Consider the following 26232-nt stretch of genomic DNA (forward strand, 5'->3'; position numbering starts at 1 on the left):
TAAAATGCCTTAATGAGCAAATTAGTTATAGTAGGCACCATAGCTTTTGATGCTATTGAAACGCCTTTCGGGAAAACCGATAAAATTCTTGGTGGTGCCGCTACCTTTATAGGTTTAGCTGCTTCACATTTTAAGATTAATGCTGCAGCCGTTTCAGTGGTTGGTGGTGATTTTCCGCAGGAATATTTAAACCTTTTAAAAGATAGAAACATAGATATTGAAGGTGTCGATATTGTAAAAGAAGGCAAAACATTTTTCTGGAGTGGAAAGTATCATAACGATATGAATACTCGCGACACTTTAATAACAGAACTGAATACGCTTGCGGATTTTAAACCGGTTGTTCCCGAAAATTATCGTGATGCTGAAGTGGTTATGCTTGGGAATTTACACCCCATAATACAATCTAGTGTTTTAGACCAAATGAAGGAAAAACCAAAATTAGTGGTTTTGGATACCATGAATTTCTGGATGGATAGTGCCTTGAATGATTTACATAAGGTTATTGAACGCATTGATGTGATTACTATAAATGATGAGGAAGCTAGACAACTAACAGGCGAATATTCGTTAGTGGTTGCTGCTCGCAAAATCCATAGTATGGGCCCAAAGTATGTCGTGATTAAAAAAGGGGAGCATGGTGCTTTGTTGTTTCATAATAGCCATATGTTTTATGCCCCTGCTTTGCCATTAGAAGAAGTCTTTGACCCTACAGGAGCTGGAGATACATTTGCTGGTGGTTTTGCTGGATATCTGGCAAAAACTGAGGACTATTCGTTTGAAAACATGAAAAATGCGGTCATTTATGGCTCTACATTGGCCTCCTTTTGTGTAGAAAAATTTGGTACAGAACGTATGTTGAACTTGAAAGACGATGAGGTCTTAAAACGCATGCAGGAATTTAAGCAACTAACACAATTTAATATTGAATTATTATAAAAAAACGCGCTCAAAATTGGGCGCGTTTTTTATTTAAAACTAAATCCAAAAAAATTATAATTTTGGAGCAATTAAAAACTACAACACAACCATGAGCGATGCTTTAAAACATGAGTGCGGGATTGCCCTCATAAGACTTAAAAAACCATTAGAGTATTACAAAGAAAAATATGGAAGTGCATTTTATGGCGTAAACAAAATGTACCTCATGATGGAAAAGCAACACAATCGTGGGCAAGATGGCGCCGGTTTTGCGAGCATTAAACTAAATGTGAAACCTGGAGAACGCTATATAAGTAGAGTACGATCTGTAGCCCAACAACCTATCCAAGATATCTTTGCTCAAATAAATGATAGAGTTAATAAAGAGTTTAACGAACATCCTGAATATTTAAATGATGTAGCAGCTCAAAAAAAGAATATCCCTTATATAGGGGAAGTGTTTTTAGGCCATGTGCGATACGGAACTTTTGGTAAAAATAGTGTTGAAAGTGTACATCCGTTTTTAAGACAAAACAACTGGATGCACAGAAATTTAATTATGGCTGGAAACTTTAATATGACCAACGTTAAAGAGCTTTTCAGTAATCTCATTGAATTAGGACAACATCCAAAAGAATACACAGATACCATAACTATTATGGAGAAAATAGGACATTTTTTGGATGATGCCGTTAGCAAAATATATAAAGATTTAAAAAAAGAAGGTTATAATAAGAGAGAGGCTTCACCTCAAATTGCCGAACGTTTAAACGTTGCCAAAATATTAAAACGTGCCGCTAAAAACTGGGATGGCGGGTATGCCATGGCGGGACTTATTGGTCATGGCGATTCGTTTGTTTTGAGAGATCCAGCTGGTATTCGGCCTGCATATTATTATCAAGATGACGAAATTGTAGTAGTTGCTTCAGAACGTCCAGTAATCCAAACGGTTTTTAATGTAAAATTTGAGGATGTTTTTGAGTTAGAACCCGGGCATGCCATCATCACAAAAAAATCGGGTAAAGTATCTATCAAGAAAATTTTAGAGCCCTTAGAAAGAAAAGCCTGTTCGTTTGAGCGTATTTATTTTTCTCGAGGAAGTGATGCCGAAATATATAAAGAACGCAAAATGTTGGGTAAATTATTAATGCCCAAAGTTATGGAGGCAATTGATAATGATACCAAAAATACGGTATTTTCATACATTCCAAACACAGCTGAAACATCCTTTTTTGGCATGGTGGAAACCGCCGAAAATGAACTGAATAAAACCAAAACCAAAACCCTTTTAAGTGGAAAACGAAATATTTCAGCAGAAAAAGTGACGGAAATTTTATCGGAAAGGATACGTGTTGAAAAAATTGCTATCAAAGATGTAAAACTTAGAACCTTTATTACTGAAGATAGTAGTCGCGATGATTTGGTAGCGCACGTTTACGACGTAACGTATGGCGTTATAAAGCCTACAGACAATTTGGTTATAATTGACGACAGCATCGTAAGAGGTACCACATTAAAAAAGAGTATCTTAAAAATGTTGGATCGCTTACATCCAAAGAAAATTATTGTGGTGTCGTCAGCGCCACAAATACGTTATCCAGATTGTTATGGGATTGATATGGCGCGATTGGAAGATTTAGTAGCTTTTAGAGCGGCGTTAGAATTATTAAAAGAAGCCAATACATATCATATTATAGAAGAGGTTTATAAGAAGTGTATTGAGCAAACAGAACTAGAGGATAGATATGTGCAAAACTTTGTAAAGGAAATTTACGACCCTTTTACAGAAGAACAAATTTCAGATAAAATATCAGAACTATTAAGTCATGAAAGCATCAATGCTGAAGTTAAAATTATCTTTCAACCTGTAGAAAATTTGCATAAGGCTTGCCCGGAACATTTGGGCGATTGGTATTTTACAGGAAACTATCCAACCGTTGGTGGTAACCGAGTTGTAAACAGAGCTTTTATTAACTTTTACGAAGGCAACAAAGAACGTGCCTATTAATTATCAAATTAATAATTTTAGCCATGAAAAAATCTTCAAAATACATTTCGTCCGATATATATGCCGTTTATCTAAAAATAAATAGAATATGTAAAATTACATATACTTTAGTTTCACCATAACATAAGTAGGTTAAGTTCATGGTAGATTTGGGGCAAAAAAAGGTGAACATCTGTTCGCCTTTTTTTATGGAACTAAAAATCCCTAATTATAATTTTATAGAATTCCCTTTTTTTTCTACAATCTCTTTTAAGCCAATATTTACGTCGTTTAACTAAAATATTTTTGTAAGCTCGTTAACCATTATATATTTGAACCACCATAACATAAGTAGGTTAAGTTTATGGTAGATTTGGGGCAAAAAGGTGGACACTCGTCCGCCTTTTTCATTTTCTATTGTTTCCATAAAAATGGATACCTTTTCTTGTACTCAATTTTGCCTAAAAAACTATCTTTACATGATATGGCGATAAAAGTTTATAGGAAATGTATTATCCTTTCTTTTCGCTGAAACCTCTAACCCATGATAAAATTTTTTAGACACATCCGGCGGCAACTACTTGTAAATGGGGAAACTAGCAAATACCTAAAATATGCATTTGGCGAAATTATCCTTGTGGTTATTGGAATATTGATTGCGTTACAAATCAATAATTGGAATAATGAAAGAATTGAACGAAAACTTGAAACTAATATCCTAAAAGAAATTTTAGTTAATCTTAAAAAGGATGTTAACAATCTAAATTCTAAGATTAATTTTAACCTAGATAAAATAACAGTTAATAAAAAGGTATTAGAGCATCTGGAAGCAAAAACGCCTTTAACAGATTCCTTAAGGTTGTCTTATTTTAACTTAATTGGCAGAGGTAATTTTGAACCCATAACCGTAGCATATGCAAACCTAAAAGCCAAGGGAGTGGATATTATTAAAAGTGATTCTCTTAGAATTGCTATTTCAGAATTATACGATTTTAAATATTATTATATCACTGAAGATTTGAGAAGAGATTATGAGTCTACCAAAGTACTCCATGAAAGTGAATTCCATAAAAATGTTAAAGTGATATTTGGCGAAGGACAAACTTTAGCAGAACCCATTAATTTATTGGAGACACAAAACAATATACATTTTAAAGAAGCCCTTAAACAAGCACTAATTTTTTATGTTTACATGAACAAGTTGTATGAAAACGGAATAATGGAAAACGAAGAATTACAAAAACTTATAGAGATAGAATTAAGCGAAAGAGGCAAATAAAAGGTATTATAAAATCATAAAAAAACCCACAATTAGTGGGTTTTTTTATTAAATAAAGTTTGTTTTACTTAGCTTCTGCGTAACGTTTTTCAACTTCGTTCCAATTAATTACATTAAAAAAGGCATTGATGTAATCTGGACGACGGTTTTGATAGTTTAAGTAGTAAGCGTGTTCCCAAACATCAATTCCTAAAATCGGGGTTCCTCCACAGCCAACTCCAGGCATTAATGGATTGTCTTGATTAGGTGTTGAACAAACATCAACTTTACCACCCTTGTGAACACACAACCAAGCCCATCCTGAACCAAAACGCGTGGCTGCAGCCTTTGAGAAAGCATCCATAAAACCTTCCTTTGAACCAAAAGCAGTTTCAATAGCGTCTTTAAGCTCTCCGGATAAATAGCCTTTTCCTTCAGGATTCATAACCTCCCAGAATAAGGAATGGTTGTAAAATCCGCCACCATTATTTCTAACGGCCATATTATTCATGTCTAAATTTGTAAGAATATCTTCAATAGATTTTCCTTCTAAATCGGTTCCTGCTATTGCATTGTTTAAATTGTTTGTATATCCTTGATGATGTTTAGTATGGTGTATTTCCATGGTTCTTGCATCTATATGAGGTTCTAAAGCATCATAAGCATATCCTAATTTCGGTAATTCGAAAGCCATAATTTATTGTTTTATAATATTAATATTCAATTTCTATCAAATTTAAACATTTACAGACAAAAAGACTTCAATTAAAATAATTAATTGCTATCAACTCATTGATAGTTTTTATCTTGTATGCAAATTTTGTTAGATGCAACATAATACTCCTTTTACAATTTACAATGCTTCTGCTGGGAGCGGAAAAACATACACACTTGTAAAAGAGTATTTAAAAATTTTATTAGCGTCAAACAACCTCTATCATTTTAAAAATATTTTAGCCATTACATTTACCAATAAGGCCGTCGCCGAGATGAAAGATCGCATAATTGATATGCTAAAAACCTTTGCCGATACAAACATTTTAGAGAACACAAACGAAATGTTTGTTGCCATTGCTGAAGAGTTAAAAATGAATCAAATAGATCTTCATAAAAAAGCAGACATATTACTAAATACCATCATACACAATTATGCGGCTTTTGATATTTCGACTATTGATGGTTTTACCCATAAAATCATCAGGACTTTTGCCCACGATTTAAAACTACCTTTAAATTTTGAAGTGGAATTAGACCAAGACACTCTTTTAAATGAAGCTGTTGATAGCTTAATATCTAAAGCTGGAACAGATGAAGAACTAACAAATATTTTGGTGGATTTTGCCATTGAAAAAGCTGATGACGATAAAAGCTGGGACGTGTCTTTTGATTTTAATAAGATTGCGAAATTATTGGTTAACGAAAATGATATTCCTTTTATTGAGAAGTTAAAGGACAAAACTTTAGACGATTTTAAGGCTTTAAAAAACCAACTTAAAAAAGATATTGCAGCTACCGAAACAACCATTGTTGAAAGAGCAAAACATATTTTAACCTTAATTGAAGAAGCGGGTTTACAGTTTGATGATTTCTCTGGAAGTTATTTGCCCAAGCATTTTCAAAAGTTAACTGAAAAGAATTTTGATGTGAGTTTTGGTACAAAATGGCAAGAAAATATAGAATCAAATACCTTATACCCCAAACGCGTAACAGAAGATCTTGCATCAACAATTGATCAAATTCAACCACAAATAGCATCCGCTTTTAATGAGACAAAGCAGGCTGTTTTTCAAATTAAATTCTTGAAAAATTTCTATAAAAACATCACACCGCTTTCGGTTTTAAATGCCATAAATAAAGAATTAAACACCTTGAAAGAAGCCCAAAACAAAATGCTTATTTCAGAATTCAACTCCATTATTAGCAACGAAATTAAAGAACAACCTACTCCATTTATTTACGAGCGTATTGGCGAAAAATTTAGCCATTATTTCATTGATGAGTTTCAGGATACCTCCGTAATGCAATGGGAAAACTTAATGCCCTTATTAGGAAATTCACTGTCTACCGAATCGGGAAGCTCCTTGTTGGTTGGCGATGCTAAACAGGCCATATACCGATGGCGAGGCGGAAAAGCAGAACAGTTTATAAATTTGTTCAATAAAGATAAAATACCATTTCCGTTTGTTAATCAGCATGTTGAAAATCTTCCTTCAAACTTCAGAAGCTTTAGAGAAATTGTCGATTTTAACAATGGCTTTTTTAAGTTTTTAGCACATACCGTTTTTAACAATGATGATTATAAAAACCTATATGAAAACTCAAACCAAATTATAACAAAAAAAGAAAGCGGCTATGTGGAATTATCTTTTTTGGATATTGAAAAAGAAGATGATAGAGATGAATTGTTTTCAGAGGACGTTTTTAAAACCATCAAAAATTGCATAGAAAACGGTTATAATCTCGAGGACATTTGTGTTTTGGTACGTAAGAAAAAGGAAGGTGTTGCTGTGGCAAATTATTTAAGCCAACGTAATATTCCTATCATTTCATCTGAAACTCTTTTGATTTACAAGGCTCCTGAAGTTGCTTTTATAAATGATATTTTATCGCTATTAATTCAACCCAAAAACAACGAAATAAAAATTTCGGTTTTAAATTATTTAACCACACTTTATAATATTGAAGATAAACACGGTTTTTTTAATGAGCATTTAGGCCTTTCGCTTAATAAACTATTTAAAAGTTTCGAGGCTTTTAATGTTTTTATAAACAGTGAAAACTTATTGCAACTGCCGCTTTATGACTTAGCCGAAACCATTGTAAGAAGTTTTAATTTGGTTGAAATATCCAATGCTTACATACAATTTTATTTGGATGTTGTTTTAGATTTTTCGCAAAAAAAAGGCTCTGATATTTCTGGGTTTTTAGAGTATTTCAATAAGAAAAAAGAAAGTTTAAGTATTATTTCGCCCAAAGGACAAAATGCGGTTCAAATTATGACCATCCATAAATCCAAAGGATTAGAATTTCCTGTGGTTATTTTCCCTTATGCCGATTTGGATATATACAGAGAATTGGAGCCAAAAGAATGGTTTAAACTGGATGAAGAAAAATACCAAGGTTTCTCTTATACACTCTTAAATTACAATAAAGATTTTGAGTGTTTTGGCGAAGAAGGTTTAGAAATTTACAACAAGCATCAATCTGAACTGGAGTTAGACAATATTAATTTGTTTTACGTAACATTAACAAGAGCTATCGAGCAATTGTATGTTATTTCAGCAAAAGATATCTCCTCAAAAGGTATCGTCAATGAAAAAAAATATTCGGGATTGCTTATTAATTATCTCTCTCATTTAGGTTTATGGCAAGATTCGCAATTAAAGTACAGCTTCGGAAATCCAGAAAGAACTGTTCAAAATACATCACCTTCAAAAGCCACTACTTTACAGAATCAATTTATTTCAACATCAAAAGAAGACCATAATATAAAATTAGTAACAAAATCTGGTTTGCTCTGGGATACCAATCAACAAGAGGCCATTGAAAAAGGAAATCTCATACATAATATATTGGCTGAAATAAAAACTAAAGAAGACATCGATTTTGCAATCAGTGATTTTTTAAATACTTCCTTGCTTAATGAAAAACAAGCAATTATACTAAAGCCTTTGGTGCTTCAAATTCTAGAACACCCAAAACTTGAAGATTTTTTCACATCAAACTACACCATTTATAACGAGCGAGATATCATTTCTAAAAACGGCCAAATTCTTAGACCTGATAGGCTCGTTGTGAAAGGAAATGAAGTTGTAATAATTGATTACAAAACCGGTGTTGAAGACAAAAAACACGAACAACAATTGCAATTATATCAAGATGTTTTGGAAGACATGAATTTGAAAATAAAAAAGAAAATACTTGTGTACATAAACGATGATATAAAAGTGAAAGATGTTTAAATTTGCATAAAACTCAAAACTATGTACGGAAAACTGCAAGATTATTTAAAAGAAGAACTTCAAGAGATTAAAAATAACGGACTTTTTAAGGAAGAACGCATCATCACATCATCTCAAGGGGCGGAAATAACTTTAAATACAGGAGAAACCGTTTTAAACTTTTGCGCCAACAATTATCTTGGGCTATCATCACATCCAGAAGTTGTTCAAGCTGCAAAAGATACTTTGGATAGCCATGGTTTTGGAATGAGTTCGGTTCGCTTTATTTGTGGCACACAAGACATCCACAAAGAACTTGAACAAAAAATAGCAGAATTTTATCAAACCGAAGATACCATATTGTATGCTGCCGCCTTTGATGCCAACGGTGGTGTTTTTGAGCCTATACTCGGGGCTGAAGACGCTATTATTTCAGATTCTTTAAACCATGCTTCCATTATTGATGGTGTTCGTTTATGTAAAGCAGCTCGTTATCGTTATGAAAACAGTAATATGGAGGATTTGGAAAAACAACTTATTGCCGCGAATGAAAACGGTGCCCGTTTTAAAATTATAGTTACCGATGGTGTTTTCTCAATGGATGGATTAGTTGCGCCGCTTGATAAAATTTGTGATTTAGCTGAGAAATATGATGCTTTGGTAATGATTGACGAATGTCATGCTGCTGGTTTTATTGGAAAAACAGGAAAGGGAACGCTAGAAGAAAAAGGTGTAATGGGTAGAATTGATATCATTACTGGCACACTTGGAAAGGCTTTGGGTGGCGCCATGGGTGGTTATACAACAGGTAAAAAGGAAATTATCGATATGTTGCGCCAACGGTCAAGACCATATTTATTTTCTAACTCGCTGGCTCCAGCTATTGTTGGCGCTTCCATTAAGGTTTTTGACATGCTGAAAAACAATACCAAGTTAAGAGATACTCTAGAATGGAACACCAACTATTTTAAAAAAGGCATGAAAGAAGCTGGTTTTGATATTATTGATGGGGATTCTGCGATTGTTCCAGTCATGCTCTATGATGCTAAATTATCGCAAACCATGGCAAATATGCTTTTGCAGGAAGGGATTTACGTAATTGGGTTCTTTTTTCCCGTAGTTCCAAAAGAAAAAGCCAGAATAAGAGTGCAATTGTCGGCAGCCCATACTAAATCACATATAGATAGAGCCATTGAAGCTTTCACTAAGGTTGGCAAAAAATTAAAAATTATCTAAAATCATTCTGAAATATCGATGAATAAACCATTTGTTGTATTTTTTTATATATTTGTCTTTGTTAATAACATTTAACAACTTACTTTTGTTTACAATTAACACTTAAAAATTAAACTTTTGAATATGAAAAATCTTAGCAGATTATTGTTCGCTATGTTGCTTGTACTTGGTTATAGCAACGTAAATGCGCAAGACGAAAACAACCCTTGGCAAATTACCATAGGTATTAACGCAGTTGATGCATATCCCTCTGGAGACGATGTGCCTTTTAGTGAAACTGTTTTTAGTAAATTCTTTGATGTTGACAACTACAACATTTTACCTTCTTTGTCAACCATCTCTGTATCCAAATATCTAAGTGATGGATTTTCATTTGGTGTAGCTGGATCCATAAACAAAATAGAAAAATGGGGTGAAAATCCTGATGGGAGTGCCTTAAGAGTGGATGATTTATCTTATTATGCTGTTGATGGTACCATCAAATACAATTTCTTATCTGGAACAAAAATCGATCCTTATTTAGGTGTTGGTGGTGGTTACACTTGGGTAGATGAAATTGGTGCTGGTACTTTAAACGGAACTTTAGGTTTAAATGTTTGGTTCAGTGAAAATATCGGCTTAACAGTTCAGACAGCATACAAACATGCTTTTGAAGATTATTTACAAACGCATTTCCAACATACAGTTGGTCTATCAATTAAATTTGGTGGTACAGATACTGATGGTGATGGTATTTATGATAAAGATGATGCTTGTCCAGATGTTCCTGGCTTAGAAGCTTTCAATGGATGTCCTGATACTGATGGTGATGGCATTGAAGACTCTAAAGATGATTGTCCCAATGAAGCTGGTTTAGCTGAAATGAATGGATGTCCTGATACTGATGGTGACGGTGTTGCTGATAAAGATGACAACTGTCCTACTGTAGCTGGTTTAAAAGCTTTAGCTGGTTGTCCAGATGCTGATGGTGATGGTGTAACTGATGCTGACGATGCTTGTCCTAATACAGCTGGTCCTGCTGCAAACAAAGGTTGCCCATGGCCAGACACTGATGGTGACGGTGTAATAGATAAAGATGATAAATGTCCAGATGTTAAAGGTACTGTAGCTAACAATGGTTGTCCAGAAGTTAGTGCTGAAGTTCAAAAAACGCTTAACGAATATGCTAAAACAATCTTATTTGATACTGGCAAATCAACTATAAAAGCACAGTCTGCAAAAGTTTTAGCGGATATTATTGCTATTCTTAAAGAATATCCAAGTGCTAAATTTACAGTTGAAGGACATACTGATAGTGTTGGTAGTGAAAAACTAAACCAATCATTATCTGAAGCTAGAGCACTTTCAGTGAAAGAATATTTAGTTGAAAATGGTATTGATGAATTTAGATTATCTGCTCTTGGTTACGGTGAATCTAAACCAATTGACACTAACAATACTAGAGCTGGTAGAGCTAACAATAGACGTGTAGAAATTAACTTAGCAAAATAATTATTAGCTAATTAATTCCTTAAAATAAGTTTACAAAAAACGCTTCGGAAATCCGAAGCGTTTTTTATTTTTATGATATGACTACTTTCATTTTTGATGTTTTACAAGATTTAAAAAATAATAACAAAAATCTTTCCGAGCTAACTTTTATTTTGCCTAGTAAAAGAGCTGGTCTTTTTCTAAAACATCAATTACACATTATTACCAAACAAACCATATTCTCTCCTGAAATCCTTAGTATAGAGGAATTTGTTGAGGTATTATCACAATTAAAAACCATTACAAATACAGAACTTCTTTTTGAATTTTACAATACTTATAAAGAAATAACTAAAAAAGAAGATCGAGATACTTTTGAATCGTTTTCAAAGTGGGCACAAATATTACTTCAGGATTTCAACGAAATAGATCGCTATTTAATTCCGCAGGAAAAAATATTTAATTATCTAAGTGCTATTCAAGATTTAAAACACTGGTCGTTAGAAGAAAATAAGACAGATTTTGTTAAAAAATATTTATCTTTTTGGAATAAGCTCCATAAATATTACAACCAATTTACTAAATCTCTTATAGGTAAAAAACTAGGATATCAAGGCTTAATCTATAGAGAAGCTGTCTCCAGCCTGGAAGATTATATTCAAAATAATTCCAAAAAACAACACGTATTTTTAGGTTTTAATGCCTTAAATACCGCTGAAGAAACAATCATTCAGGAATTACTCCAAAACGATATGGCAACCATTTTTTGGGATACTGATGCTGTTTTCACAAATAACCCCAATCACGACGCTGCATTATTTATAAGACAGCATAAAAAATGGCCATTTTTTAAAAACCATCCTTTCAATTGGATAACAGAATACTATTCAAAACCAAAAAACATATCTGTATATGGTATTCCAAAAAATATTGGTCAAGCAAAACACATGGGATCGCTTTTATCAAACTTACAAAAAAATAACCCCTCATTGCAAAATACCGCAATAGTTTTAAGTGATGAAAATTTATTAATTCCCGTTCTTAATTCACTTCCTAAATCTATTATTGCGTTAAACATAACTATGGGTTTCCCTTTAAAATCCATTCCTTTGGCTACCCTATTTGAAGCCTTGTTTCATTTACACAAAACTTCGAATTCATTTTATTACAAAGACGTAATTAAAATTTTGTCGCATCAATTTATAAAACCATTGCTTAATATTAATGGTAACGATTTATCAGCTAAAATAATTGAAACTATTGATGCCAATAATTTAGTTTACTTAAATAAGGGCAGAATTTTAGAAATAACTAATGAAGAAGCTTCACATATATTACATTTATTATTCTCAGATTGGTATAATTCAATCGAAACCTGTCTTAAAAATTGTCAAGAGTTAATTGTATCCATTAAAAATTACTTGGAGAAAGATAAACCAAGACATTTGCTAGCTTTAGAATATACCTTTCGTTTCCATGAACTTTTTAACGAACTTATAAGATTAAATTCAGAATATAATCATATCTCAGATATATCATCACTGCATAACGTTTACAAGGATATTTTAAACAATAATAGTTTGGATTTTCAAGGTGAGCCTTTGCAGGGATTGCAAATAATGGGGATGTTGGAATCGCGTGTTTTAGATTTTGAAAACGTTATTATTTCTTCTGTCAATGAAGGTATTTTACCATCAGGCAAAAGCAACAATTCATTTATTCCTTTTGATTTGAAATTGGAAAATAATTTACCAACCTATAAAGAAAAGGACGCTGTTTATACTTACCATTTTTACCATCTATTACAGCGCGCAAAAAATATTTTCATTTTATACAACACTGAAGCAGACGTGCTGACTGGGGGTGAAAAGAGTAGATTTATTACCCAATTAGAATTAGAAGGCATACATCATATAAATCATCAAATTGTAACGCCAAAGGTACCCATTATTCAAACTCATTTAAATATAGTTAGGAAAACGGATACGCTTCTAAAAGAGATTATCCCATTAGCAAATGTTGGTTTCTCACCATCATCATTAACTAATTATATTAGAAATCCTATTGATTTTTATTATCAAAAAATATTAAAAATAAAAGAACATAACGATGTTGAGGAAACCGTTGCCGCCAATACTTTAGGAACCGTAGTGCATAATACTTTAGAGGACTTTTACAAGCCTTTAGAAGGACAATTTTTAACTCCTAAAACCATTAAAAAACTCAAGTTTAAAATAGAAGAAACCGTCACTTATCATTTTAAAAATGAATATAAAGAAGGTGATATAAATAAAGGCAAAAACCTCATCATCTTTGAAATAGCCAAACGCTATGTGTCAAATTTTTTAGATTTGGAAATAAAAAATTTAGAAGCTGGAGATGAAATAAAAATATTAGCTATTGAAACTGAGAATACTATTTTACTTGATATTCCAGAACTTAACTTTCCTGTTAAGTTAAAAGGAAAAGTTGATAGAGTTGATATATATAACGGAACCACCAGAATTATTGATTATAAAACGGGAAGTGTACAACAAAATCAAGTGGAGATTGTTAATTGGGAAGATTTGAACACCGATTATAAAAAGTATAGCAAAAGCTTTCAAGTACTATGTTATGCCTTAATGATGGTACAATCAAAAACGATACATCTTCCTATTGAGGCCGGTATTATTTCATTTAAAAATTTAAGTTCAGGGTTTTTAAAATTCTCAAAAAAAGAAAGTGCATTTAACAGAAACAAAAACTTTTTAATTACCCAAGAAACCATAGAAAATTTTAGTGAAGAACTCAAAAAACTTATACTAGAAATTTGTAATCCTAATATTGATTTTATTGAAAAAGAGGTGTTAAATGAAAATCACTAAAAATATTATTTTAGAAGGTAAGCACGGTAAACCCATTCTTACTGATGTATTTTATGTTGAAAATAAGAAGCCCAAACCCATTATTGTATTTTGCCATGGCTATAAAGGGTTTAAAGATTGGGGCGCATGGAATTTGATGGCTGAAGCTTTTGCTAAAACTGGTTTTTATTTTATAAAATTTAATTTCTCACACAATGGAGGAACCGTTGTACAACCCATAGACTTTCCAGATTTAGAGGCTTTTGGGAATAATAATTATACCAAGGAGTTGGACGATTTAGAAACTGTAATAGATTGGTTATATGCAAACAACAAAATAAAAAAAGAAGGAGACGTAAACAATATAAACCTTATTGGGCATAGCAGGGCTGGTGGCATTGTAACCATAAAAGCTGAAGAAGACTCTCGAATAACAAAAGTAATAAGTCTTGCAGGTGTTTGTGATTTTGGTGCTAGAACTTCTAACAAAGGTGATTTAGAACAATGGAAAAATGACGGAGTCAAATATGTTTTAAACGGGCGAACCAAACAACAAATGCCACACTATTACCAATTTTATGAAGACTTTATTGCTAATGAAGAACGTCTTTCCATAAAACGAGCGGTTTCAAATTTAAAAATACCTTATTTAATCATTCATGGAGATGATGATACGAGTGTTTTAATTGATGAAGCTTATAGCTTGCATAAGTGGAACAAAAAAAGTTGCCTTGAAATTATTGAAGGAGCCAATCATGTCTTTTCAGCAAGTCACCCATGGAAAAAAGATTCATTACCAAAGGAATTAAAAATAGTTATAAAAAAAACGACAGCTTTTATAAAAGACTAAATAAGTTATTGTGGAAATAAGATGGAAATAAATAATTATCTACAATAATTATTTATGTATTGATCTTGAAAAACATAAGTTTTATTATAATTGACAATAAAATGACCAATACTAAAATGACAATTAAAACTCATCTCATCACCCTCCTCTACAAGGTTAAAATTAACATCAGGGGCAAGTGTAGGTTGACAAGTAATCGGTTTTGAATAATCTTCTAAACGGTTTATTGATATGGCTTTTATTTCATCTTTTATTCCAACTAAAGAACCATCATTTTTGAGTTGCTCTTTTAATAATTTATCATTTACAAATTCAATATCTCGTCCAAGTGCCTTTCCTGTTCTACTTATTAAACTACTATCAATTTTAAATTCTGTTCTAAAAAAAGTATGTACATAAGCAATTTTAATAAAATTTTCATCTTCGTTTAAATCAGAAAAATTATAGGAATCTCTTATTTGTGTGTTCGATCCTTTGGTTATGAAAGAGTCAATTGGAAACTCTCTCTTATCGTACCATATCTCGTGTTTTTGATATTCATATCCTTCAAAAGATTCGCCTCTATCATCCCTTTCATCCATACATCTCGCATACATAATCGCTTCCTTTGCTACATAGTGAAACCCATTTCTTTCTCTGTAAAATGGTATTTTATACTCATTTTTTAAACGCCATTTTCCTTGATATTTATAACAAGGGTAATAGCAATCTTTAGGAAGTTCTTTTAGCTTTACATAAGGTTGTATAAAGTTGTTCTCAAAACCCCATTGAAGCATATCGTACCGAGAATCGCTAGTGGCTACATTCCCGTTTTTATTACCGACAAATTTATTAAAGTATAATGATGATAGAATTATTAAAAGTCCTAAAACACCAATAGCTAAAAATAAAATATTTCTGTTTAAAGGCTCTTTTTTCCTAGGATTAATTACACTTTCTGGTACTCCTTCTTTTAAACGATCTAAAACAAGTAGGCGTTCTATATTGCCCAAAGCTCTTTTAAATTCTCCTTCAGAGGCCGTATTATTTATTAGTCTAGAAAACTGAGAATCGCTATAAAATAAATCCCTTGCAACAATAGAGTTGCTTGTAGACTCAAATTTATTTGTTAAATCATCAAATACGCCATAGCGTATTGCCAATTTAGCAATAAATTTTTTGTGTAGGTCTTCTGTATTTTTATGACTCTCCATTAAAAATTGTATAGATTTAAAAGTACTTAAATGTAATTAAATTTGATAAAATTTGATAAAATTTATTAAAACCATAAAAATAATGTCAAAAAATTATATACTTGAGAAAAATTTCACTGATTATTTAAGGCTTTCCTATTTAAGTCCTTCTGTAAATGAATTATAATTTTAAAGTAAAACTAAACTTTTAAAAACAATATTAAGATGAAATGCATAACTAAAACATTAATTTTTCTTTTTCTCTTTTCATTTCAAATGTTAATATCTCAAGTGGTTGTTGAAGGAACTATTACAGACGAGCAGGGTGTACCATTATCGGGTGTAAGTGTTATAGAAAAAAATGTCTCCAACGGGGCTATTTCAGATTTTGACGGAAAGTATTTAATTACCTTGGAAACAAATAATCCTAGTTTAACTTTTAGCTATATAGGTTTTAAAACCGTAACGATTGAAGTAAAAGATAAAACTATCATAGATGTCATCATGATAGAGGATGTGGAAAATTTAGATGCTGTAATTGTAAATGCCATAGGATTCACAAAGAAAAAGGATAATTTGGGTTATGCAAGTTCAACTGTCAAAGGGGGTGCCATAGCTGAGTCTGGCGAAGGTAATGTTATAAATGGGTTATCTGGTAAATCATCTGGTGTGAGAATATCGAGAAACTCAGGTGATCCAGGAGCTGGTTCATTTATTCAAATTAGAGGGCTTTCAACAATAACCAGAGAAAATCAACCACTAATTATTTTAGATGGTATCCCAATAAGCAATGATGTTCGTGGAAATAGCGATAGAGGAGGTGTTAGCCAACAATCTCGTCTTAACGATATCAATCCAAATGATATTGAATCCATTACTGTGTTAAAAGGAGCTTCAGCAGCGGCTTTATGGGGTACGCAAGCTCTAGGGGGGGTTATTAATATTACGACCAAAACGGGAAAGAATAATAGCAAGCTGTCTGTAAGTTTAAAATCCACTTATTCCTTAGACCAGATTAATGCAAAGTATCCTGTTCAAACAAAATATGGCCAAGGAGAAAATGGACTTTTCAATAATGATCCTAGAGTAACAAACTCTTGGGGGGATTTAATTTCAGCCCGATCTGGTGGAAATGATGAATTCGATACTTCAGGAGGGTTTTATTTAGACCAGGACGGACGAGTTTATTATCCTATTTTAAATAAGAACTCACAAGCCCTCTATAATGATTCTAATTTTGACCAAATTTTTGGTAATGGGCATTTTTTAGAAAATAATTTAAGCATTAGTGGAGGCACTGCAAAAAGTACTATGTTTTTTAGTTTAAGTGATTTGGATCAAAAGGGAATAGTAAGAAATAATTCTGATTATAGAAGATCTACGGTTAGGTTTAATGCTAAACAAAATTTTACAGATGCCACCAGTTTAAAAGTAAGTTCTACCTATTCAAGAACATCTTCAAATCGTATTAGGTTAGGTGCTAATTCCTCGGGGCTTTACTTGGGTTTACTAAGAACTCCTGTCGATTTTGATATTTCTGGTTATCGCGGGGACTATTATGCCTCTAGTAATAGTTCACCAATTCCAAATAGACATCGATCTTATAGAGATCCAATTGGAGAAAATAATAACGCAAGGTTTAACAACCCGCTTTGGACTATTAACGAGCAAGAAAATACTGCAAATGTCAATCGTTTTATTACTAATTTTGAGTTTATGACCTCGCCCAACAGCTGGTTAACCTTTATAGCCAGAGCGGGGGTTGATCATTACAGTGAGAATAAGTCTGAATTTATAACCCCTGGCTCTGCCTCTGGTGCATTTTCATCAGGCTTCATAGACCAATCTACTGCTTCTAACACCATTTTTAATACCGATTTTATAGCTAAAACTACATTTAATATTGAAGACATTATTACTGATGGTAGTTTTTTAATAGGCTTTAATTACAACAGTAAATCTAGAAACGTTAATGGTGTAGAAGGAACAGGTTTTATACAATTTTTAGATGTAGCTAGTGGTATTCGCGATATCGATAATACACTTATAGAAAATACGGTGGTCAGCAGTTCATTTGGTCAAGAACGAACAGCTGGTTTATATTCATCACTCTCTTTTTCGGCTTATGATATGTTTTTTGTTGAAAGTACCATTAGAATTGAAAACGCATCAACATTCGGTGAAAATTCAGACAAACCTTTTATGTTCCCTTCAACATCCTTAGCATGGCAATTTTCACAATTAGATATTTTTAAGAATAGTGATTTTTTATCCTTTGGAAAGCTTAGAGCATCATATGCCGAAGTTGGTGTTCAACCTGAACGCTATAAAACCCTAAATACCTTTGTATCACCAACATATAGCGATGCTCTTGGAGGAGGATTAAATGCTGGGTTGTTTGGCAACGGCACTTTTGTACCTAGCACAAATAGAGGTAATGCGTCCCTTAAACCAGAACGTAAAAAAGAATTTGAACTTGGTACAGATTTGAGGTTTTTTAAAAATAAACTTTCTTTTGGGATAACCTATTTTGAAAATGTTACCGAGGATGTTCTTTTGAATTTTCCAGTTGCAAACTCAATTGGTTATTCTTTAATTTATACCAATGGGGCAGAAATAGAAAACAAAGGATTAGAAATAGATTTAGGATATAAAATATTAAACACGAATGATTTTTCTTGGTCAATTGATGCTAATTTTACAAGAGTTAGGAATTTAGTTACAGATTTAGATGGTGCATTATCAGTACCTCTAGGGGGCTTAGCAGCAGTAGACTCTAGAGCCGTAGAAGGACAACCCCTAGGTGTTTTATGGGGGTCTAGAACTTTGCGAAATGAAGATGGGGAGATAGTATTTGATGAGTATGGATTTCCTGAGCAAGATAGAACAGGAGAAGGGGTTATTGGTGATCCAAATCCAGATTGGCAAGGTGGTATTACCAGTACATTTAAATATAAAAATTTTAGACTTTCCGTTTTATTTGAAACCTACCAAGGAGCTGATATTTTTGCCGGAACAAAATCTGCTCTAAGAGATTATGGAATATGGTATGATACAGGAAATCAAGTAACTGCCACAAGAAATTATTTTGAAGCTAATGGCAACATCATCAACATAGGTGAAACGTTTCGTGGTAATGTAGCAGATTTTGGTGCAGGTCCCGTAGCTTTAACTGAGCCTTGGTATACTGGTGATGGTGGTTTTTTTAGTGGGGGGAATGATGAATTATATATAGAAGATGGTTCTTGGACGAGATTACGAGAGCTTACTTTATCATATTTATGGCAATCAGATTGGTTAAAAAATACAACAAGCTTAAAATCTGTTGAGTTTTCTGCAACAGGACGAAATTTGTTTTTATGGACTAAGTTTGAAGGTAATGACCCAGATACTAATTTATCTGGGGTTAGTGCAGCAAGAGGAATTGATTATTTTAATAATCCTGCTACCAAGTCGTTTCTTTTTAGTGTAACATTAAATTTATAATCAAGAAAATAATATTATGAATTCGTTATCACAAACTTTCACCACTTTAACAAAAACAGTTGAGGCTACAACATATAAAAATCCAAATAACAAATATTTAATTATGAAATCATATATTTTATTATTTCTTATAGCTATTCTAACACAATCTTGTAGTGATTTGGTAGCGGACATAAATAATGATCCTAATAACCTAACCCAAAGTGCTTATCAAAATATTTTAACAGGGGCTCAGGTGGGCAGTATTTTATTTCAAACTGGAGAAAATGCCAGAAGAGCTTGTATTTTTGCGGGCCAATATACCGGAATAAACAGACAACATCTTGGATTTAATGAGTACTCTGTTACACCAGGTGACTTTAATAGTCTCTGGAATGATGGCTTTGTAGATGCCTTAAGAAATGCAAAAGTTACTGAAGAAACAGCAATAACTGATGGTGCAGGAGCCATAACTATTGGAATAACACAGGTTTTGCAAGCGCAAGCATTTGGCACTCTAGCCTCACTTTATGGCGATATTCCTTTTGATGAAGCTGTTGATATCAATTTTTCAGATCCAATGTTTGAAAATCAAATGGCCGTTTACTCTAAAATTCAAGCATTGTTGGATAAAGCCATTTCAAATTTACAGCAAGGTTCAGGCAGACCAGCTACGGGTTCTGATATTTATTTTGATGGAAACCCTCAGGCTTGGATCCAAAACGCTTATACCTTAAAGGCACGATTTTATATGCATGTAAAAGATTATCCTAAAGCCTATGCTGCTGCGCAAAACGGTATTAATTCGTTAAATAATAGCATGAATGGTCCTCATGGTACTGCTGCTGAGGACTCTAATTTAAACTATCAATTTTTCGCAGTTGAGGTTAGACAAAGTGATTTGGTTGTTTCCAGTTTCATGTCTGGTTTAATCAATCCAACAAGTTCAACGTATAGAGGGAATTCTAAAACTAATGAAATTGGTAGAAACAATTTTTATTTTACAACCAACGCTTTAGGCGTTCAACCTAATACAAGTAATGGCTTTGCAGCCCAAACTGCTCCAGCTGCTTTGGTTACTTATCAAGAAAATCTTTTAATTTTAGCCGAAGCGGGATTCAGAACAAATGGATTTGCAAACGGATTAACTCACCTAAATAATTTTAGAGCATTTATGAATAGCGGCGGCTACTTGAGAAATGCCAATGCCGCAAATATTTTATATGAAGCTTATACGGCATCAGATTTTAATTCTGGTGGCATAGAAAACCCTGATAACATAAGTGCCGATAATGCGCTACTAAGGGAAATACTGGAAGAACGTTATGTTACTTTATTTGGACAAATTGAAGTTTTTAATGATACTCGAAGAACAGAAACAGAGTCTGCCGTTAGAGTTCCAATTACTCCGAATAATGGTAGTGTTTTACCTCAACGTTTTATTTATCCGCAATCAGAGATTGACAGGAACTCCAACATTCCTAATCCTATACCTGATTTCTTTGATAAAACACAAATAAACCAATAGCAAACTTTGATTTAAATGAGAGAACTTAAACATATAAGAATCCATTTCCTTTTAGTTTTAGTAATAATAATACTGTTTCCTACAGGTTTGTTTTCACAGGAAGAAAAACCTCTTAAAGTATTATTTGTAGGTAATAGTTTTACCTTTTTCTGGAATATGCCTCAATTGGTAAAAGCTATGGGTGAGTTTCAAGGAGTTTCTTTAGATATCCATCAATCTACAGTAGGAGGAAGTAATTTAAAACAGCATTGGAATGAAGAAAAAGGAACACTTACTAGAAAACTTTTAAAAGAAAAAAAATGGGATTATGTAATTCTTGGTGACCACAGTTTAAGTACTATTGAGGCACCTGAACGTTTTGATGAATATGCAAAAAAGTTTTCTGATTTAGTTCGTTCTATTGGTGCTGAACCTCTATTCTATCTTACTTGGGCATATAAATCTAATCCTTTAATGCAACCTACAATCACAAAAGGTTACTTAGACTTAGCAAATAAATTAAATGCTAAAGTAATTCCCGTTGGTCCTATTTGGATGAGGGCTAGAGAGCTTAGACCTGATTTAAATTTTTATTTTGATGATAAACATCCGTCATATGATGGAAGTTATTTAATAGCTTTAATTTTTTATAAGACACTTACAGGAAAATCCATTGCCGACATACCTCATAGAGTAACAACTTTTGATAAAGATGGAGAAAAGCTATACCTATCTTTTGTGTTAGAAGAAAATTCGTTGTTCTTTAAACAACTCGTTGAAGAGTCTAATATTGAATCTATCAAAACAGAAAAGGAATGAAGTCGATACAAAAAAGTATTTTTTTAATCTCTGGACCTTTACTGTTTGTTTTATTACAGTGTTTTGATCCACCAGTTGGTATGCCAGACAAAGCATATGACTTACTTTCAATAACCTTATGGATGGCCTTATGGTGGGTTACTGAATCTGTTCCAATATCTGTAACAGCACTTCTACCCATAATATTATTTCCAATGACTGGAGCTATTGATTTAGAAACCACTACAGCTTCATTTGGACATAAATACATATTTCTTTACATGGGTGGTTTTATGCTGGCTATTGCAATTGAAAAGTGGAATTTACATAAACGTATCGCTTTAAATATTATTAAAATAATAGGCACTAACGTCTCTAAAATTATTTTAGGGTTTATGGTAGCCACAGCGTTTTTATCTATGTGGATATCTAATACAGCAACAGCTGTAATGATGTTACCAATAGGAATGTCCATAGTGACTCAACTTCAAGATAATCCAAACACCGAAGAAAACGAGAATTTAATTTTTGGTAAAGCACTTATGCTAAGTATTGCTTATAGCGCCTCAATAGGTGGTATGGCAACACTTATAGGCACACCTCCAAATTTAGTGTTTGCTGGGTATGTCGAAGAGGTTTATGGTATTGAAATCACATTTTTGCAATGGTTAAAATTTGGATTACCAATAGCTATTCCATTATTATTGGTAGCATGGATTTATTTAACAAAATTTGCTTTTAAGTTTAAGCAAAAAGAATTCCCTGGTGGAAAAAACGAAATTAATAGGCTATTATTAGCTATCGGACCAATGAAACAAGAAGAAAAAATTGTTTCTATAATTTTTATTTTAACAGCGTTTTGCTGGATTACCAGATCGTTTATTTTACAGAAATTTTTTCCTTTTATAGACGATACTATAATAGCTATAGCTGCAGGGATATTATTATTTATTGTTCCGGCTAGCGATTTCAAAAAACGTCTTATTACGTGGGAAGATGCTGTAAAATTACCTTGGGGAATTATTCTGTTATTTGGTGGAGGTATGGCTCTAGCTGCAGGATTTCAAATTACAGGACTAGCCGCATGGTTAGGTTCTCAAATGTCTATGCTTCAAGGTTTATCGCTTCTTTTATTGGTGCTTGTAATCATTACTTTGGTTAACTTCTTTACTGAGTTTACATCAAATTTAGCAACTACGGCTATGCTGTTGCCGATTTTGGCTCCTATAGCAATTTCATTAAATACGAATCCCTATATTCTCATGGTGTCATGTACCATAGCTGCTTCATGTGCATTTATGATGCCAGTTGCAACTCCTCCAAATGCGGTAGTATTTGGATCGGGTTATCTAAGAATACCCGATATGATAAAATCTGGGGTCTGGATGAATATTTTGTCAATAATATTTTTAACGGTAATGGTGTATTTTTTACTACCTATAATATGGGATTTTAATCCCAGCGATTTCAAAGAATTCATAAGATAAAAAGAAACCTATAATAAAACGTAAAACTAAACATATCATGAAGATTATTAAAAAAATTTCTGTTTACATGCTTATCCCAATGGTATTTCTTACAATATTTTTAGTAGGATGTGATAAAGATGATGATGGTTCTATTGTTGATAACACATTAATAGTTATGGTAAAAACTATTAATGATATTAAATTTGATAATGGTATTGAAAATGTAAATGTAAATGCAAGTATTGAAATTATTTTTTCTCATACTTTAAATACAGAATTATTTACCTCATCATTAAAACTCAATTCTGACTCTGGAAATGTTGATTATTCTCTAATTTTTTCAAATACTAACTCAACAATAACTTTAACTCCAAATACACCATTGGCCTACGAAAGTAGATATACTCTAACATTGCCTGCTGGAGATTATGGCTTAGCTGGAGAATCATTTAAAGAAGCCTTGTCATTGAGTTTTACAACCGCACCATTTGTGCCTCCTGTACTAAGTTTATCTAGTGATAAATTAGAATTAGAAGAAAACTCTGATACAGCAACCATAACAATAAGTTTAGATAAGGCCTCACAAGATGATGTGACAGCTACGATCGAAATAAGTGGTACTGCAACAGATACGGAAGATTATAATATTTCAGGAAGTTTAAATATATCCATCCCTGCAGGAAGCACGTCAACATCAATCTTGTTGACTTCTATATTAGATAGTGAAAATGAGGGTGATGAAACCATCATATTATCATTAACTAACGTTGTTAATGCTAATAATAGTTCTCAAAATCTTACAATCATTCTTAAAGAACAATTACCTGCTATTTCATTAAAGGGCGTCATGGCCTTAACATGGGATGGCTCTGGCACTAATGATGGAAAGGCCATTCATTTAATTGCCAATCAAGATATAGCAGATTTGAGCGTTTACGGCCTTGGGGTAGCTAATAATGGAGGAGGTACCGATGGATTGGAATATTCATTCCCAGTGCAATCTGTTTCTGCAGGCGATGATATCCTTGTAGCCAGAGAACCAGCCTTGTTATCAACCTATTTTGGTGATTGCGCCAACGAATTTGAACATATCTTTCAAGCTAATACTTCAATTAGCCAAAATGGAGATGACGCGATTGAATTATTTAGTGAAACAACAGTAATTGAAACCTATGGCGATGCTGATGTTGACGGAACTGGTGAAGTATGGGAATACACAGGCTCTTGGGCCTATAAGTTTGATGGAGTTTGGACCTACGGGGGTATTGATTGTTCTATTGGCTCTACAACCACACAAAGTTCAAGTTGTGTATACCCCATTTGCGCACAACCTTTAATACTTCAAGGTGTTATGGCCATACTATGGGATGGAAGCGGTGTTAACGGTGGTAAGGCAGTTCATTTAAAAGCCCAAAAAAATATTGCCGACTTAAGCATTTACAGCATTGGTGTTGCCAATAATGGCGGAGGAACAGACGGTATAGAATTTACATTCCCCGCTATATCTGTTTCAGAAGGAGAAGATATTTTGCTGGCAAGAGAAACAGCTACAATTGCTAGCTACTTTGGGGCTTGTATTAACACGTTTGAGCATATTATTGAATCTGGTTCAATGAATCAAAATGGAGATGATGCTATAGAACTTTTTGAGGGTAATGATGTGATTGAAACTTATGGAGATGCAAACGTTGATGGTACTGGCCAAAGTTGGGAATATGCAGGTTCATGGGCCTATAAACTAAATGGGAATTGGATAACAGGCGGCGTAGATTGTGCCGCTGGATCCACCTCCACCCAAAGTTCATCTTGTGCTTATCCTCAGTGTGATTAATTTTGAATTATGCGCTTTTACATGTTTCCATTTTATAGTTACCTTAAAAAAAATAAATACTTTATGAATACAACAAGAACTATTTTTAAAAAAGTCAGTGTCTTTTTAATGGTTTTATCATTGACATTCTTGGTGAGCTGTAATGATGATGACAATGATTTGTTGTCACTATCCATATTATCTATATCAGCAAATGGCACCCCTCTTGAAGATGGATCTTTAAATATTCCTTTAAATTCTGTTATAGATGTGGCTTTTTCATCGGAAATTGTCCCTTCTAAATTTGAAGGATTGCTTTCCATAACAAATGGGTCTTCTAATCTTGAATATACGGTTTCATATTCAAATGCTTCCACAAAAGCGACTATAAGTCTTGCTCAAATGGATGTTAATACTTCGTATAGCCTATCTATACAAGCAGGCAATTTAGGCCCAAACGGAGAACTTTTTAAAGGTGGGCTGGAGATATCATTTGTGACTAATTTAGGCAAAACACCTTGTTTGAACGGAAGCAGTGCTTGTATACAAAAAATGAAGCTTGTGAATGGGTCTGGTGCGGAATTTAATTTTGATATGTATAGCAATTATGATTTTATTGATGATACACAATTTACATATAATTCCATAAATCAATTAGTTATTGTTGTACATGGTTTAACAAGAAATGCTGACGAGTATTTCTCATACATGGGTAACTCTTTGAAGAGCATAAATAAGGAAGAAACGACATTGCTTGTATCGCCTTATTTTAAAGACAATGCAGCTGCAACTGGTAGTGATTTATATTGGGATACTAGATGGAGAGAAGGTGCCAATTCAGGCAATACATCTGCTTCTATAAGCTCATTTACAGTTATTGATTCGGTTATTGATAAAGTCCTTGCTTCTGGTAATTTCCCTAATTTAAATACTGTTTTTGTAATTGGTCACTCATCTGGTGCGGCTTTTGCTCAACATTATGCTTTAGCTAACAAATCCGAAAATTCATTTCCGGAAATTAACTTTGAATATGGCATTGCCAATAATCAATATTTTTATTATCCTGACGGATTGAGATATGATGAAACCACGCAACAATTTGTAACCCCCATAGGATGTTCTGGGTATGACTTTTGGCCTTACGGATATCAATTTGCTGTACCTTATCTTAGTGGTATTGAGCAATCTGTTATAACAGAGCAACAAGTTACCAGAAATACCACTTATTTGTTGGGCAGTAATGATACCTCCACTGTAGGCTCTTTAAACACCTCGGAATGTCAAGCAGTGCTATTAGGCGAAAACCGATTAAAACGAGGCGAAAACATGTTTTTATATATGGAAACATTCTATCCCACGACCAACAATCATAAAAAAATTATTGTTAATAATGTGGGTCATGATGCCAATAGCATGTTTAATTCCTCTGAATTTAAGCAGTATATAATTGATAATCAATAATTAAAAAATTAATAGTTATTCTTATTTTTAGTAACTTTAAA

At 33.0% G+C, this 26232-nt stretch carries 16 protein-coding genes; 14 read left to right on the forward strand and 2 right to left on the reverse strand.

Features of this window, described 5'->3' with window-relative positions:
* Window positions 1–12 precede the first annotated feature (12 nt).
* From ABD963_RS01990 to ABD963_RS02000, 3 genes are all read left to right on the forward strand, one after another.
* Window positions 13–939: a PfkB family carbohydrate kinase gene (locus ABD963_RS01990; RefSeq protein WP_345275258.1), complete on the forward strand. Its 927-nt coding sequence runs from the start codon at window positions 13–15 to the stop codon at window positions 937–939.
* A gap of 91 nt (window positions 940–1030) precedes the next feature.
* Window positions 1031–2929: an amidophosphoribosyltransferase gene (locus ABD963_RS01995; RefSeq protein WP_345275259.1), complete on the forward strand. Its 1899-nt coding sequence runs from the start codon at window positions 1031–1033 to the stop codon at window positions 2927–2929.
* Between the two features lie 523 nt (window positions 2930–3452).
* The gene (locus ABD963_RS02000; RefSeq protein ID WP_345275260.1) at window positions 3453–4187 is read left to right on the forward strand and encodes a DUF6090 family protein; all 735 of its coding nucleotides are present in this window, start codon (window positions 3453–3455) and stop codon (window positions 4185–4187) included.
* Between the two features lie 64 nt (window positions 4188–4251).
* Here ABD963_RS02000 and ABD963_RS02005 read toward each other — a convergent pair whose 3' ends face one another.
* A complete protein-coding gene (locus tag ABD963_RS02005) occupies window positions 4252–4860 on the reverse strand; it encodes a superoxide dismutase (protein WP_345275261.1) in 609 nt (202 codons plus the stop codon).
* 133 nt (window positions 4861–4993) lie between these two features.
* Between ABD963_RS02005 and ABD963_RS02010 the strand changes: the two genes are divergently transcribed.
* From ABD963_RS02010 to ABD963_RS02030, 5 genes are all read left to right on the forward strand, one after another.
* Entirely contained in the window at window positions 4994–8128 is a 3135-nt protein-coding gene (locus tag ABD963_RS02010) for a UvrD-helicase domain-containing protein (RefSeq protein WP_345275262.1), read from the forward strand.
* 21 nt (window positions 8129–8149) lie between these two features.
* Window positions 8150–9343, forward strand: a complete 1194-nt coding sequence (kbl, locus tag ABD963_RS02015) for a glycine C-acetyltransferase (protein WP_345275263.1) — start codon at window positions 8150–8152, stop codon at window positions 9341–9343.
* Between the two features lie 123 nt (window positions 9344–9466).
* Entirely contained in the window at window positions 9467–10834 is a 1368-nt protein-coding gene (locus tag ABD963_RS02020; RefSeq protein WP_345275264.1) for an OmpA family protein, read from the forward strand.
* 77 nt (window positions 10835–10911) lie between these two features.
* A complete protein-coding gene (locus ABD963_RS02025; protein WP_345275265.1) occupies window positions 10912–13680 on the forward strand; it encodes a PD-(D/E)XK nuclease family protein in 2769 nt (922 codons plus the stop codon).
* Window positions 13667–14509 (forward strand): alpha/beta hydrolase family protein, encoded by an 843-nt coding sequence (locus ABD963_RS02030; protein ID WP_345275266.1) that lies wholly within the window; start codon window positions 13667–13669, stop codon window positions 14507–14509. The genes ABD963_RS02025 and ABD963_RS02030 overlap by 14 nt, the downstream gene beginning before the upstream one ends.
* 35 nt (window positions 14510–14544) lie before the next feature.
* On the opposite strand, the gene ABD963_RS02035 is transcribed toward ABD963_RS02030, so the two are convergent.
* The gene (locus ABD963_RS02035) at window positions 14545–15702 is read right to left on the reverse strand and encodes a hypothetical protein (protein ID WP_345275267.1); all 1158 of its coding nucleotides are present in this window, start codon (window positions 15700–15702) and stop codon (window positions 14545–14547) included.
* A gap of 204 nt (window positions 15703–15906) precedes the next feature.
* Here ABD963_RS02035 and ABD963_RS02040 point away from each other — a divergent pair, with 204 nt between their 5' ends.
* The 6 genes from ABD963_RS02040 (at window position 15907) to ABD963_RS02065 (ending at window position 26191) form a co-directional block, all read left to right on the forward strand.
* Window positions 15907–19167 carry a SusC/RagA family TonB-linked outer membrane protein gene (locus ABD963_RS02040; protein WP_345275268.1) on the forward strand — a complete coding sequence of 1087 codons (3261 nt, stop codon included), beginning with the start codon at window positions 15907–15909 and terminating at the stop codon, window positions 19165–19167.
* Between the two features lie 103 nt (window positions 19168–19270).
* Window positions 19271–20674: a SusD/RagB family nutrient-binding outer membrane lipoprotein gene (locus tag ABD963_RS02045; RefSeq protein ID WP_345275269.1), complete on the forward strand. Its 1404-nt coding sequence runs from the start codon at window positions 19271–19273 to the stop codon at window positions 20672–20674.
* 15 nt (window positions 20675–20689) lie between these two features.
* Window positions 20690–21472 (forward strand): hypothetical protein, encoded by a 783-nt coding sequence (locus ABD963_RS02050; protein ID WP_345275270.1) that lies wholly within the window; start codon window positions 20690–20692, stop codon window positions 21470–21472.
* On the forward strand, window positions 21469–22938 hold the full coding sequence (locus ABD963_RS02055) for an SLC13 family permease (RefSeq protein WP_345275271.1): 1470 nt from the start codon (window positions 21469–21471) through the stop codon (window positions 22936–22938). Before ABD963_RS02050 ends, ABD963_RS02055 begins: the two co-directional genes overlap by 4 nt.
* A 37-nt stretch (window positions 22939–22975) precedes the next feature.
* Window positions 22976–24751, forward strand: coding sequence for an Ig-like domain-containing protein (locus tag ABD963_RS02060; RefSeq protein WP_345275272.1), 1776 nt, complete (start codon window positions 22976–22978; stop codon window positions 24749–24751).
* Window positions 24752–24814: 63 nt separating this feature from the next.
* The gene (locus tag ABD963_RS02065) at window positions 24815–26191 is read left to right on the forward strand and encodes an Ig-like domain-containing protein (protein WP_345275273.1); all 1377 of its coding nucleotides are present in this window, start codon (window positions 24815–24817) and stop codon (window positions 26189–26191) included.
* Window positions 26192–26232: the final 41 nt, after the last annotated feature.

The sequence above is a fragment of the Litoribaculum gwangyangense genome, from assembly GCF_039543505.1.
Classification (GTDB): domain Bacteria; phylum Bacteroidota; class Bacteroidia; order Flavobacteriales; family Flavobacteriaceae; genus Litoribaculum; species Litoribaculum gwangyangense.

Coding starts and splice junctions, on each gene's coding strand:
- ABD963_RS02020 (WP_345275264.1), top strand. CDS start 9,467: ATGAAAAATCTTAGCAGATTATTGTTCGCTATGTTGCTTGTACTTGGT.
- ABD963_RS02005 (WP_345275261.1), bottom strand. CDS start 4,860: ATGGCTTTCGAATTACCGAAATTAGGATATGCTTATGATGCTTTAGAA.
- ABD963_RS01995 (WP_345275259.1), top strand. CDS start 1,031: ATGAGCGATGCTTTAAAACATGAGTGCGGGATTGCCCTCATAAGACTT.
- ABD963_RS02010 (WP_345275262.1), top strand. CDS start 4,994: ATGCAACATAATACTCCTTTTACAATTTACAATGCTTCTGCTGGGAGC.
- ABD963_RS02060 (WP_345275272.1), top strand. CDS start 22,976: ATGAAGATTATTAAAAAAATTTCTGTTTACATGCTTATCCCAATGGTA.
- ABD963_RS01990 (WP_345275258.1), top strand. CDS start 13: ATGAGCAAATTAGTTATAGTAGGCACCATAGCTTTTGATGCTATTGAA.
- ABD963_RS02065 (WP_345275273.1), top strand. CDS start 24,815: ATGAATACAACAAGAACTATTTTTAAAAAAGTCAGTGTCTTTTTAATG.
- ABD963_RS02000 (WP_345275260.1), top strand. CDS start 3,453: ATGATAAAATTTTTTAGACACATCCGGCGGCAACTACTTGTAAATGGG.
- ABD963_RS02035 (WP_345275267.1), bottom strand. CDS start 15,702: ATGGAGAGTCATAAAAATACAGAAGACCTACACAAAAAATTTATTGCT.
- kbl (WP_345275263.1), top strand. CDS start 8,150: ATGTACGGAAAACTGCAAGATTATTTAAAAGAAGAACTTCAAGAGATT.
- ABD963_RS02050 (WP_345275270.1), top strand. CDS start 20,690: ATGAGAGAACTTAAACATATAAGAATCCATTTCCTTTTAGTTTTAGTA.
- ABD963_RS02040 (WP_345275268.1), top strand. CDS start 15,907: ATGAAATGCATAACTAAAACATTAATTTTTCTTTTTCTCTTTTCATTT.
- ABD963_RS02055 (WP_345275271.1), top strand. CDS start 21,469: ATGAAGTCGATACAAAAAAGTATTTTTTTAATCTCTGGACCTTTACTG.
- ABD963_RS02030 (WP_345275266.1), top strand. CDS start 13,667: ATGAAAATCACTAAAAATATTATTTTAGAAGGTAAGCACGGTAAACCC.
- ABD963_RS02045 (WP_345275269.1), top strand. CDS start 19,271: ATGAAATCATATATTTTATTATTTCTTATAGCTATTCTAACACAATCT.
- ABD963_RS02025 (WP_345275265.1), top strand. CDS start 10,912: ATGACTACTTTCATTTTTGATGTTTTACAAGATTTAAAAAATAATAAC.